Origin of the sequence: Gordonia sp. IITR100 (genome assembly GCF_002009645.1) — a bacterium.
GTDB lineage: Bacteria > Actinomycetota > Actinomycetes > Mycobacteriales > Mycobacteriaceae > Gordonia > Gordonia hongkongensis.
Genome location: NZ_MVKV01000002.1, coordinates 190610 through 202812, shown reverse-complemented (window position 1 = coordinate 202812; position 12203 = coordinate 190610). Strand labels below are relative to the sequence as shown.

Genomic DNA, 12203 nt, shown 5'->3' with positions numbered 1-12203 from the left:
GCCGACCGGATAAGTCCGGTCGGCCCTCGTGTCGTCGAGTCGGTGCAATCAGCCGTTCGTGGGCGGTGTGGCGATCGTCTTCGACAGGTAGAGCTGCTCGCCGAGCTTGTTGATCAGCTCGAGTTGCGTCTCGAGATAGTCGATGTGTTCCTCTTCGTCGGCGAGGATCTGCTCCAAGAGGTTGGCGCTGGTGATATCGCCCTTGGACCGGCACATCGCGATTCCGGGGCGGAGTCGTTCCACCACCTCGACCTCGATCGACATGTCCGACTCGAACTGCTCCCGGATCGACTGCCCGATACGCAGCGGCAGCAGGCGCTGATAGTTGGGCAGGGCGTCGAGGAACAGGATGCGATCGGTCAGGACCTCGGCGTGAGTCATCTCCTCGATCGACTCGGCCCGTGTCTTCGCGGCGATCTCGGTGAGACCCCAGCTCTGCTGCATCTTCGCGTGCAGGAAGTACTGGTTGATCGCGGTCAGCTCACTCGTGAGCTGTTCGTTGAGCAGGTCGATGACCTCGGGGTCGCCACGCATCTGTCCGCCTCCCATTTCCCGTGTGTGTCCGGTCGAACCGTAACACGACAAAACCCCCCGCGCGTCGTCTCGCGCGAGGTTCGTCGGCTCGGAGGTCAGGTCATGCAGCGGTCGTCGCGGTTGACGCCCTTTCGCTCAGGATGGTGTGCAGTTCGTCCAGGCAGGTCCCGCAGCCTTCGCCCGCGCCGCAGCGGTCGCTGATCGCGTCGACCGTGTACGCGCCCGCATCGCAGTGCGCATGGACCTCGTCCACGGTGACGGCGCGGCATATGCAAACGAACATCTCGGAAACTCACCTTCGTGCCTGGATTAGGCAATGCTTACATATCTTAGGGTGTCCGCACAAGGGTTGCCTTACCTTTTGTTGACGTCGTTCGAGTGGCGCGATCACGGCCAATGGGCTGTCGGACAGCCGCCGTAGGATGTGGCCCCGTGCCACTCACGATCTCCACGGTGAACGTCAACGGAATCCGCGCAGCGGTCAAACATCGATCGGAGGCCAACCGCGGCCTGCTGCCCTGGCTCGACACATCTGGACCGGATGTGGTCCTGCTGCAGGAGGTCCGCGCGAGCGAGGAACTCGCCCGCGACGCGCTGGTGCCGGTGCTCGACACCGGATGGCATCTGACGATGAGCGAGTCCTCGGTGAAGGGTCACGCGGGCGTCGGTGTGCTGACACGTAGCGCGCCGTCGGCGGTGCGCGTCGGATTCGGGAGCGCGGAGTTCGACGACCTCGGCCGCTATCTCGAAGTCGACGTCGACACCGACCTGGGACCGCTGACCGCGGGAAGCCTGTACCTGCCGAAGGGTGCCGCGCTCTCCGACGCCGAGAAGGACATCGCCAAGCACGACGAGAAGGTCCGTTTCATGCGTGAGTTCGGCGCATACCTGGATCGGTTGGTCCGTCGACGCCGCCACGTCGTCGTGGGTGGCGACTGGAACATCGCGCCCGCCGAAGCCGACATCAAGAACTGGAAGGGCAATCTCAAGAGCCCCGGCTTCCTACCGCACGAACGGGCCTGGGTGGCCGACCTGCTCGCCGCCGGGTGGCGCGACGTCATGCGCGAACTCTTTCCCGACGACGCCGGGCCCTACTCGTGGTGGTCGTGGCGCGGTAAGGCCTTCGACAACGATTCCGGATGGCGGATCGACTATCAGCTCACCAACAAGATGCTGGCCGGCCGGGCGACCAAGGCCGAGGTGGAACGTGCGGCGGCCTACGACCTCCGCTGGTCCGACCACGCTCCGGTCACCGTGCGGTACGAGTGACCGGGTCTGACAAACTGGGCGTCATGACCAGCGACGTAGAGCGCAACGGAGAGCCCGCGGCCGAGTCAATGCCGACCCGTCCGCGTGTGCTGTCCGGTATCCAGCCGACGAGTGACTCCTTCCACCTCGGGAACTATCTCGGTGCGGTCCGGCAGTGGGTGGCCTTGCAGGACGACTTCGAGGCGTTCTACTTCATCCCGGACATGCACGCACTCACGGTGCCGTTCGACCCCAAGGTCCTCGCCGAACGCACCCGCCTGAGCGTCGCGCAATTGCTCGCCGTCGGTGTGGACCCCGAGCGGTCGACGATCTATGTGCAGTCCCACATCCCCGAGATCGCCCAGCTGACGTGGGTCCTGTCGTGCATCACCGGTTTCGGCGAGGCCAGCCGGATGACCCAGTTCAAGGACAAGTCGGCCAAGCAGGGCGTCGACGCGGCGGGCGTCGGCCTGTTCACCTACCCCATCCTGATGGCCGCGGACATCCTCGCCTTTCAGGTCGATCGGGTTCCGGTCGGGGAGGACCAGCGGCAGCATCTCGAACTCACCCGCGACCTCGCCCAGCGATTCAACTCCCGGTTCGGCAAGGTGCTGAAGGTGCCCCAGGCGCACATCGTCGCCGAGTTCGCCAAGATCTACGACCTGCAGAACCCGACGGCCAAGATGAGCAAATCCGCCGAGACCGACAAGGGTCTGATCAATCTGCTCGACGATCCGAAACGTTCGGCGAAGAAGATCCGGTCGGCTGTCACCGATACCGGTTCGGAGATCCGGTTCGATGTCGTCGATAAGCCTGGTGTCTCCAACCTGCTGACCATCCAGTCGGCCCTGTCCGGTGTCGGCGTCGACGATCTGGTCGCCAAATACGAGGGCAAGGGATACGGCGACCTGAAGGTCGACACCGCGGAGGTGCTGACCGAGTTCGTCACCCCGCTGCGCGGGCGGGTCGAGGAGTACCTGTCCGATCCGGCCGAACTCGACGCCATCCTGGCTCGGGGCGCGGCCCGCGCGCGTGCCATCGCCTCCGAGACGCTGGCGTCGGTCTATGACAAGGTGGGGTTCCTGGCGCCTGGCCGGTGAGACCGCATCCGCCGGACGCCGTCCCGCGATCCGACCAGGAAGGCGATCCATGACCTCCGCGCGCGACTCGGCGAGATCACCGGTGGACACGGCGAAATCGGCGGTGGACAAAGGGATGACGACCGTCGACAAGGGCAAGTCGGCCTTCGCCGCGGCGCGGGAGAAGTGGCCCGCCGTCGAGCACCTGGTGCAGACCGTCGAACGCTACAACGACCGGCGCGGAAACGTGTATGCGGCGGCCATCAGCTTCAACGGCATCCTCGCGCTCGTCCCGATCATCATGGTGGTGTTCTCGGTCGCCGCGTTCGTGTTGGCGAATCAGCCACAGCTGCTCGAAGACCTGCAACAGGCGGTTGTCGACGCCGCGCCCGGCAAGATGGGCGAGCAGCTCAGTGAGGTCATCGATTCGGCGATCTCCTCCCGCGCCGCGGTAGGGATCGTCGGTCTGATCGGTGCCGCCTTCACCGGGATCGGGTGGATCTCCGGCGTCCGGGTGGCCTTCACCGAGATGTACGGGGGTCGCGTCGACCGCAACCCCGTGCTGTCGAAGGTGTGGGATCTCCTCACGTTCGCATTGCTGGGCATGGCCTTCGCCGTGACGATGGCGCTGACGACGCTGGGCAACAGCGGGCTCACCACCACGATGCTCTCCTGGGTGGGCCTCGACGACGCGTCATGGGCCCCGGTCGTGGTGCGGGCCGTCGCCATCGTCGTGTCGGTGTTCGCCAGCTGGCTGCTCTTCACCTTCGTGCTGGCGCGGCTACCGCTGGTGCCGCTGCCGATGACGCACGCCATGAAGGCCGGACTGGTCATCGCGATCGCGTTCGAGCTGATGAAATCCCTTGGCGGGCTGTATCTCCAGTCGGTCCTGGGCTCGCCGGCCGGGGTGGCGTTCGGTCCGATCTTCGGTGTGTTCGTCTTCGCGTACCTTGCGTCGCGGATCGTGTTGTATGCCACCGCGTGGTGCGCGACCGACCCCATCAACAGCAAGTACCAGGTGGTGGAAGAGCCGGACGCGGAACTGCACCGGCCGGTCCAGATTTCGCCGACGGTCGAGGTGAGCCCGGCGCCCCGGCCCGGCGCCCTCGCGGCCGCCGTCGGACTGGGCGCAGTCGCGGCCGCGCTGATCGGAGCCCTTCGGCGGCGTTGACCTCCGGCGCTGGTCGTCTGATCAGCGGCGTCCGGCGAGCTTCAACCCGATGAGCAGGAGGATGACCGCCGCGAGTGCGGCCACGAGCCCGATGAGGATCTGGACGGAGGTCGACGACGCCTGGTCGGAACCTGTTGCGACGGCGCGGTTCTCGGTCTGCGTCGGCGCTGGTGTCGAGGTCGGTCCGGACGCGGCCGACGGCTCGACGAGGCGGCCCACCGAGATGGCGGGGTCGGTTCGGAATCCGTAGTCGAACATCGCCTTCGCCTGGTCCCAGTACGGATCCCCGTCGACGGACAGGCCGAACATCTGCACGATGATCACCGTCTGGCCGTCGCGTTCGGCGGCACCCACGAACGTCTTCCGTGCGTCGTCGGTGTAACCGGTCTTGCCGCCGAGCATTCCCGGATACCCATCGAGGAGGAGGCGGTTGGTGCTGTACATGTCGTAGGGCGGATGATCCTTGTCGCCCGGCACATCTGGACGCCGCGGGTAACCCGGGAAGCGGATCGTGGGCATCGCGATGATCTCGCGAAAGGTCGGCTCGGTCATCGCGGCCCGGAACAGCAGCGCCAGATCGTAGGGCGAGGAGGACATCCCGGCGGCGTCCAGTCCGGACGGGCTGGCAGCACGCGTGTCCGTCGCGCCCAGCTGCGCGGCCCGGTCATTCATCTTCTCGAGCGTCGCGTCGACGCCGCCGAGCTGACGCGCGAGCGCATTCGCGCAGTCGTTGCCGGACACGAGCAAGAGTCCGGTGAGCACGTCGCGAACGGTGTAGACACCACCGGGCCCCATGCCACAGGAATCACCCTCGGTGCTCGAGTCCTCGACGGTGGGCACGACCGGCGCGCCGAGGTCGAGTTCGTCGAGGACGACCAGTGCGAGCAGCACCTTGATCGTCGACGCCGGCCGGTACCGGCCGTGGGGATCCTTGGCTGCGATGACCTGCCCGGACTCGAGATCGGCGATCAACCAACCCGCGGAGGTCAGTCGCGGCGGAACGGGACCGGCCGACGGATCGGCGATGACCCCGCAACCGGCGAGTTGGTCACCGCCGACGGCCGGTGCGGGAACAGGAAGGGGAGTGGGGGTCGTCGAACCCGGTGCGACGACCTCGGATTCGTCGACGGCCGGAGGCGTGGCGACTTTGTGCGGGCAGTGATCGGTGACCGGCGTGGTGATCGCCGGAGGCGGTACGGTCGGCAGCGGGACGGCCACGGCCGGGCCGACGCGAAGGACGAGGCCGAGCACTCCGACGGTCAGCACGGCGACGAGCGCGCACGCGGTACGACGAGTCCACGTCGGGGTCATCGGCCGCACGTTACCAGCGGGGCCGTGCGCTGCCGACGACATCGTGCAACCAGCGCCGCATCACTGCCTCCGCCGTCGGCACGGTCACTTTCTCGGCGGCCGCGGCGTCGATCGGGAAGCGGTCGGTGGCCGACTCACCCAGGACCTCGGCCACCGCGGACCGTGATTCCTGGTGTGACAGCCACCCCCTGACGAGATCGCCGCCGGCTTCGAGGTGGAACTGCACTCCGTAGCAGTTGTCCACGCGGAACAACTGATTGACGCAGGCGTCGGAGGACGCGAGCAGGGTGGCCCCGGGTGGCAGGGTGAACGTGTCGAAATGCCACTGGACTGTGTCGATGTCGCGTGGTGCGGGTGCGATGACCGCCCCGCCCCACACCGGGTCGGCCATCCCTGCGTCGTTGAGACGCACCCGGCGTACACCGAGTTCCGGTATGTCGCTCGTGTGCACCTCGCCACCGAGAGCCGCTGCCAGCATCTGCGCGCCCAGACAGACACCCCAGATGGGCACACCGCGTTCACGGGCACGGCGGAGCAGGTCGATCTCGTCGGCGATCCACGGGATGCGGTCCGCGTCACCGACTCCCATCGCTCCGCCGAGAACGAGGATGGCGTCGAAATCCGCTGGATCGACGGTCGCGGGTTCGCGCCAGATCCGCAGGGTGGCCGTCTCGGTGATCGCGTGCAGGGCGGGTCCGTAGGCGCCGGGTGGTTCGGACTCCGCGTGCCGGATCTCCAAGACCCGCATCCGCTCCCGCGGGCGCTCGACCGGCTGTGTTCTGGTGCTCATGACGAGTGCAAGAGTACGGTCTCGGTGGCGATTCCTCTCGCCGACGCGGGGTCGGAACCCACGCCGGGCTGCGTCAACCGGAATGACATGAACTCGTCGGACGGGACCCGTGCGCGGTGTGGTCGGCGACCCGTTCACCGTCGACCGTGATCTCACACCGGGCGAACCGCCCGCCGGACTGGAACAGCGCGTCGACCGGTGCCTCGGCCGCGGCCCGCGTGTACACCAACGACGCCTTGAACTTGCCGTCTGGATCTCGTTGCGACAGCGGCACTTCGGACTGTGTGCGGAGTCTTCCGTCTGCGTCCGTCCACGCTGCGGCGCCGTTGTGCTCGTGGTCGGAGATCAGCGTGATCGTGATGCGTTGCGTGTCGGTGGTGGGTGCTGCCGCGGCCGGTGCGAACACCAGGAGGCACGCGAGCGCACTCACCGCGAGTGTCAGCAGCAGCCGGAACAGAAGGGCGCGGGCCATGAAGTACTCCGTTCGATGGGCGATCACCGGTCCGGCGACGGGCCGGGTTCCTCGGTCTTCCTTCGACGCATCGGACGGCATATCGGTTCCATCGGGCTGCTGAGCGAGCGGAAGTCGGGATTCTGCTGTCAGCGGGTGATCGTCAGCGGCAGCGTGGTGAAACGACGGACGAGAACCCCGGGCTCCCACGCCGCCTGCGTCAGATCGACCCGGAACGCAGTCGTGGAGCGCAGCAGATGCTCGACCGCGAGACGCGCCTGCAGACGCGCCAGCGCGGCCCCGACACACAGGTGCATGCCCTTCCCGAACGCCAGATGTGACCGGCGCGCGGCCGGATCGAGGTCGATCGCCGCGGGGTCGACGAAATGGGCGGGGTCCCGGTTGGCGGCGCCCCACATCAGGAAGATGTGCGACCCCGCGGGCAGGTGCGCGTCACCGAGGGTGGTGTCGGCGACGACATGCCGGAAGTGGCCGCGGAACGGCGTCTCGAGCCGCAACGCCTCCTCCACGAACACCGGGACGAGCCCGGGGTCGCTGCGAAGCCGTTCGACGACGTCGGGATGGCGGTCCAACAGCCAGACGGCACTGTTGAGCAGGCTCGTGGTCGACTCGGCCCCGGCGGCGACCAGTTGGAACAGGATCATCACCGCGGTCCCGTGATCGAGACTGCCCTCGGCGACGCGGCGTGCCACCTCGACCAACGCAGTCGGCCCGCTCGCTTCGCTCCCGGCGCCGGTGTCATTGTGTGCGTTGCTCAGCGCCGCCGACAGATACGCCGTCAGCTCACCGACCGCCGCGGTCGCGGTCGTCAGCTGGTCCGGCGTGATGACGCCGTCGATGAGGACGTTCGTCGCGATCGCCCACCGGGTCAGCGTGGCACGGTCGGCGACCGGCAATCCGATCACCGCCGTGGCGACCTCCATCGGAATCCGTTGCGCGACAGCGCTCACCCAGTCGATCCGGCCACCACGGAGATTGTCGGCCCATGCCTCCGTGATGTATCGACGAATGGTCGGTTCGAGCTCGCGGATGCGTGCCGGAGACACCGACCGCATGGCGAGCTTCCGATGATCGCGGTGCCGGGCCCCGTCGGCGGTGGCCAGGACGTGCATCGCGTCGCCCAGGCCGGCGACCGGGAACTCCGAGACCGTGCCGTCGCCATGCCACACCATCGTGGCGGTCAGGTTCGACGAGAAGTCCTCGGGGCGTCGGACCGCGTCGGCGATCAGGTCCCAGGAGCCGACGGCGAAGAACGATGAATCCCCGATCCGCTGCACGGGCGAACCGGTGTGGAGACGCGAGTAGAAGGTCGTGGGGTCGGCGGTGGTGTCCATGGAGTCCAGCGTGGGCGACCCCGGGCCATCGACGCACGCATATCCCCGAAGTCGAGATCGGTGAGAAGTCACGGCACCATCCGGTGTCTCAGGCTAGCCTCGTGAACAGCTGGAACGTCCTTCATCGACAGGATGGTTCGTCTCACCATGAGAACGGGGGAGCGATGGCCCGGGACTGGCTGGTCGACGCAGATCGGCACGATGCTGCACGCGAGCGTCTGATCGCGCACGCGGCGGCCCTCATCGCACGCCGTGGCCTCGACGGGTTCGACCTCGACGAGCTCGGTCGTCGGGCGCACTGTTCGAGGGCGACGATCTACCGCCATGCCGGCGGTCGGGCCGCGCTGATCGAGTCCGTGCTGGCCACCACGTCGGCACCGGTGCTCGCCGCCATCCGTGCGACCGTCGCGGATCTCACCGGGCCCGATCGAGCCCGGACGGCGATCATCGAGACCCTGCGCGCACTACGTGGCGATCGGGTCATCCGGCAGTTCCTCCGGCCCGACAACCTCATCGACGCGACGCCCACCGTCCTGTCGTCTCCCGCGGTGCACGCGGTCGCCGCCGATCTGGTCGGCGTCGATCCCGATGATCGCGCGGATGCACGGTTCCTCATCCGTTCCGTTCTCGCCCTGCTGCTCTGGCCCGCCGAACCCGACGAGGAGGCGCGGAGCGCGGAATCGATCGTCGCCGGCATCTTCCGTCGGGACCCCGTTACCGACGACGACGGCCCGCACCCCTGAGGGTGCGGGCCGTTGCCGGGCTGCAGAGAAAGTTCGAATCGGCTAGCGCGAGAACATGAGTGCGCGCTTGACCTCCGAGATCGCCTGGGTGACCTGAATGCCACGCGGGCACGCGTCGGTGCAGTTGAACGTGGTGCGGCAACGCCACACACCGTCGACGTCGTTGAGGATGTCGAGTCGCTCGACGGCCCCCTCGTCGCGGCTGTCGAAGATGAACCGGTGCGCGTTGACGATCGCGGCGGGACCGAAGTACGAACCCTCGGTCCAGAAGACCGGGCAGCTCGTCGTACAGCAGGCGCACAGGATGCACTTGGTGGTGTCGTCGAACCGGGCGCGGTCGGCCTGGCTCTGGATGCGTTCGCGGGTCGGCTCGTTGCCCGAGGTGATCAGGAACGGCTTGATCGCGCGGAACGCGTCGAAGAACGGTTCCATGTCGACCACGAGATCCTTCTCCACCGGCAAGCCGCGGATCGGCTCGATGGTGATCGTGATCTCCTTGGACTTGTCCTTCGGGAGCATGTCCTTCATCAGCAGCTTGCAGGCGAGACGGTTGACGCCGTTGATCCGCATCGCGTCCGACCCGCACACGCCGTGGGCGCAACTACGACGGAACGTGAGCGTCCCGTCCAGGTAGCCCTTCACGTACAGGAGCAGGTTGAGCAGGCGGTCGGTCGGCAGCGCCGGGACGCGGAAGCTCTCGAAGCCCTGGGCGTCGGGATTCTCCGGGTTGAAGCGGAAGATCTTGAGCGTCACCATGGTGGCCTCGTCGGGCACCGGAGGCAACGGCGGATCGTCGGAAGACGGTGCGGGCTTGTCCAGAACAGATGTCATCAGTACTTACGCTCCATCGGCTCGTAGCGGGTTTCCACGACCGGCTTGTACTCCAACTCGATGTCTGAAAGGAGGTCCGTGCCCTTTTTGTAGGCCATGGTGTGCCGCTTGTAGTTGACGTCGTCACGATCCGGGTAGTCCTCGCGTGCGTGACCGCCGCGCGACTCCTTGCGGTTCAGGGCTCCGGCCACCGTCACCTCCGCCATCTCCAGCAGGAAGCCGAGTTCGATGGCCTCGAGGAGATCGCTGTTGAAGCGCTTGCCCTTGTCATGGACTCGGATGTGGGCGTAGCGCTCCTTGAACCGGTGGATGTCGGTCAGGGCCTGCTTGAGGGTCTCCTCGGTGCGGAACACCGAGGCGTTCGCGTCCATCGAGGCCTGCAGCTCGGTACGGATGTCGGCGACGCGCTCGTGTCCGTGGTCGCTGAGCAGCAGCTCGAGCCACGAGTCGACCATCGCGGTGGGCGTCTCGGGGAGCTCGGCGAACTCGGCCGAGTTCGCGTAGTCCGCGGCCGCGATTCCCGCGCGTCGTCCGAAGACGTTGATGTCGAGCAGCGAGTTGGTGCCCAGCCGGTTGGCTCCGTGGACCGACACGCACGCACACTCGCCGGCGGCGTACAGGCCGTGGACGACCTCGTCGTTGTTGCGCAGCACCTGACCGTTGATGTTGGTCGGGATGCCGCCCATGACGTAGTGACAGGTGGGGAACACCGGCACGTACTCGGTGACCGGGTCGACGCCGAGGTAGGTACGGGCGAACTCGGTGATGTCGGGGAGCTTCTCGTTGAGGACGTCCTCGCCGAGATGGGTCACGTCGATGTAGACGTAGTCCTTGTTCGGGCCGGCACCGCGACCTTCGAGCACTTCGAGCACCATCGACCGCGCCACGATGTCGCGCGGCGCGAGGTCCTTGATGGTGGGGGCGTAGCGCTCCATGAAACGCTCGCCGTCGGCGTTGCGCAGGATGCCGCCCTCACCGCGGACCGCCTCCGAGATGAGGATGCCGAGCCCCGCGAGACCCGTCGGATGGAACTGGTGGAACTCCATGTCCTCGAGGGGCAGGCCCTTGCGGAAGATGATGCCCATGCCGTCGCCGGTCAGCGTGTGCGCATTCGAGGTCGTCTTGTACATACGGCCCGAGCCGCCGGTGGCGAACACGATCGACTTGGCGTGGAAGACGTGGATCTCGCCGGTCGCGAGCTCGTAGGCGACGACACCGGTCGCGACCTGCTCGCCCTTCTCGTTCTCCGTGAGGCAGATGTCGAGGGCGTAGAACTCGTTGAAGAACTCGACGTCGTGCTTGACGCAGTTCTGGTAGAGCGTCTGCAGGATCATGTGGCCGGTGCGGTCGGCGGCGTAGCAGGCCCGCCGGACCGGGGACTTGCCGTGATCGCGGGTGTGGCCGCCGAAGCGTCGCTGATCGATCTTGCCCTCGGGCGTCCGGTTGAAGGGCAGGCCCATCTTCTCGAGATCGAGCACCGCGTCGATGGCCTCCTTGGCCATGATCTCGACGGCGTCCTGATCGGCGAGGTAGTCACCACCCTTGACGGTGTCGAAGGTGTGCCACTCCCAGTTGTCTTCCTCGACGTTGGCGAGTGCCGCACACATGCCGCCCTGGGCCGCGCCGGTGTGGCTGCGGGTCGGGTACAGCTTGGTCAGCACCGCGGTGCGAGCACGAGGGGCGGCTTCGATCGCCGCGCGCATGCCTGCGCCGCCGGCGCCCACGATGACGACGTCGTAGCGATGTTCCTGCATGTTGTGGGTCTCCTCTAGCCGACGCTGTTGACGTCGAAGGTCAGGAGGGCGTAGGTGCCCATCGTGAGGACGAGGATCATCGACACGGCGAGCAGCACGTTCAGCCAGAAACGGGTCGAGTCCTTGCGGGAGTAGTCGGCGATGACGGTGCGCACACCGTTGCCGCCGTGCAGCTGGGCCAGCCACAGCATGGTGAGGTCCCAGATCTGCCAGAAGGGTGAGCTCCAGCGCGCGGCGACGAACGAGGAGTCGATGCGGTGCACGCCGCCGTCCCAGGCCAGCATGATGAACATGTGTCCGATCGTCAGGACGACGAGCAGCAGCCCGGAGAACCGCATGAACAGCCATGCGTTCTTCTCGAAGTTGCCGCCCTTGGGCTTGCGGGGCGAGCGCGGGTTGTCCAGGCTCGCGGGACGGTCGTGCTGAGTACCGAGGGTCTTGGCGACACCGGTGGCTTCCGAGGTGGTCATCTCTGGTGTCTCCTACAGGTGGCTGAACATGATCTGCAGCAGGCGGACCGTGCCGGCACCGAAGACGATGACGAACAGGGTCATGGCCACCCACAGCATCTGTCGCTGGTACTTGGGTCCCTTGGACCAGAAGTCCACGAGGATCAGGCGCACACCGTTGAAGGCGTGGAACAGGACGCACGCGACCAGGGCGATCTCCATGAGACCGATGATCGGCGTCTTGTAGGTCTCGATGATCTCGTCGTACTGATTGGGGTCGACTCGGATGACCGCGGTGTCGAGCACGTGTACGAAGAGGAAGAAGAAGATCGTGACGCCGGTGATGCGGTGCAGGACCCACGACCACATGCCGGGATCGCCGCGATAAAGAGATCGTCTGCGCACCGGGTCGGGTGCGACTTCGGTCGAGGTGCTCATCGGGAAAGTGGCCTCCAACATCGTCGATGGACGCGTCGAATCGGCATGC

The 12203-nt window shown here is 66.7% G+C and carries 14 protein-coding genes; 4 read left to right on the top strand and 10 right to left on the bottom strand.

From position 1 onward, the window contains the following. Positions 1-48 precede the first annotated feature (48 nt). Complete coding sequence (bfr, locus tag B1818_RS04770) at positions 49-534, bottom strand: bacterioferritin (protein WP_058250877.1); 486 nt, start codon at positions 532-534, stop codon at positions 49-51. 100 nt (positions 535-634) lie between these two features. Beyond that, positions 635-817, bottom strand: a complete 183-nt coding sequence (locus tag B1818_RS04765; RefSeq protein WP_058250667.1) for a bacterioferritin-associated ferredoxin — start codon at positions 815-817, stop codon at positions 635-637. A 149-nt stretch (positions 818-966) separates the two neighbouring features. Between B1818_RS04765 and B1818_RS04760 the strand changes: the two genes are divergently transcribed. The 3 genes from B1818_RS04760 to B1818_RS04750 are packed head-to-tail and all read left to right on the top strand — an operon-like array spanning position 967 to position 4032. Further along, positions 967-1803: an exodeoxyribonuclease III gene (locus B1818_RS04760; protein ID WP_078112073.1), complete on the top strand. Its 837-nt coding sequence runs from the start codon at positions 967-969 to the stop codon at positions 1801-1803. A 23-nt stretch (positions 1804-1826) separates the two neighbouring features. After that, positions 1827-2882, top strand: coding sequence for a tryptophan--tRNA ligase (gene trpS / locus B1818_RS04755; protein ID WP_058250876.1), 1056 nt, complete (start codon positions 1827-1829; stop codon positions 2880-2882). Positions 2883-2931: 49 nt separating this feature from the next. After that, positions 2932-4032, top strand: a complete 1101-nt coding sequence (locus tag B1818_RS04750) for a YhjD/YihY/BrkB family envelope integrity protein (protein ID WP_078112072.1) — start codon at positions 2932-2934, stop codon at positions 4030-4032. Positions 4033-4053: 21 nt separating this feature from the next. Here B1818_RS04750 and B1818_RS04745 read toward each other — a convergent pair whose 3' ends face one another. From B1818_RS04745 to B1818_RS04730, 4 genes are all read right to left on the bottom strand, one after another. Next, positions 4054-5343, bottom strand: coding sequence for a D-alanyl-D-alanine carboxypeptidase family protein (locus tag B1818_RS04745; RefSeq protein ID WP_078112204.1), 1290 nt, complete (start codon positions 5341-5343; stop codon positions 4054-4056). 10 nt (positions 5344-5353) lie between these two features. After that, on the bottom strand, positions 5354-6133 hold the full coding sequence (locus tag B1818_RS04740) for a type 1 glutamine amidotransferase (RefSeq protein ID WP_078112071.1): 780 nt from the start codon (positions 6131-6133) through the stop codon (positions 5354-5356). Between the two features lie 73 nt (positions 6134-6206). Further along, positions 6207-6686, bottom strand: a complete 480-nt coding sequence (locus tag B1818_RS04735) for a hypothetical protein (protein ID WP_223258988.1) — start codon at positions 6684-6686, stop codon at positions 6207-6209. Positions 6687-6733: 47 nt separating this feature from the next. Continuing rightward, the gene (locus tag B1818_RS04730) at positions 6734-7939 is read right to left on the bottom strand and encodes a cytochrome P450 (protein WP_078112070.1); all 1206 of its coding nucleotides are present in this window, start codon (positions 7937-7939) and stop codon (positions 6734-6736) included. 164 nt (positions 7940-8103) lie between these two features. On the opposite strand from B1818_RS04730, the gene B1818_RS04725 reads away from it, so the two are divergent. Continuing rightward, positions 8104-8682: a TetR/AcrR family transcriptional regulator gene (locus B1818_RS04725; RefSeq protein ID WP_078112069.1), complete on the top strand. Its 579-nt coding sequence runs from the start codon at positions 8104-8106 to the stop codon at positions 8680-8682. 42 nt (positions 8683-8724) lie between these two features. On the opposite strand, the gene B1818_RS04720 is transcribed toward B1818_RS04725, so the two are convergent. Genes B1818_RS04720 through sdhC form a run of 4 tightly spaced genes read right to left on the bottom strand, consistent with a single transcriptional unit; the run spans position 8725 to position 12154 of the window. Next, on the bottom strand, positions 8725-9513 hold the full coding sequence (locus B1818_RS04720; RefSeq protein WP_058250661.1) for a succinate dehydrogenase iron-sulfur subunit: 789 nt from the start codon (positions 9511-9513) through the stop codon (positions 8725-8727). Continuing rightward, positions 9513-11267 (bottom strand): succinate dehydrogenase flavoprotein subunit, encoded by a 1755-nt coding sequence (gene sdhA / locus B1818_RS04715; RefSeq protein ID WP_078112068.1) that lies wholly within the window; start codon positions 11265-11267, stop codon positions 9513-9515. The genes B1818_RS04720 and sdhA overlap by 1 nt, the downstream gene beginning before the upstream one ends. A 14-nt stretch (positions 11268-11281) precedes the next feature. After that, positions 11282-11737: a succinate dehydrogenase hydrophobic membrane anchor subunit gene (locus B1818_RS04710; RefSeq protein ID WP_058250659.1), complete on the bottom strand. Its 456-nt coding sequence runs from the start codon at positions 11735-11737 to the stop codon at positions 11282-11284. A gap of 12 nt (positions 11738-11749) precedes the next feature. Continuing rightward, positions 11750-12154 carry a succinate dehydrogenase, cytochrome b556 subunit gene (sdhC, locus tag B1818_RS04705; protein ID WP_058250873.1) on the bottom strand — a complete coding sequence of 135 codons (405 nt, stop codon included), beginning with the start codon at positions 12152-12154 and terminating at the stop codon, positions 11750-11752. Positions 12155-12203: the final 49 nt, after the last annotated feature.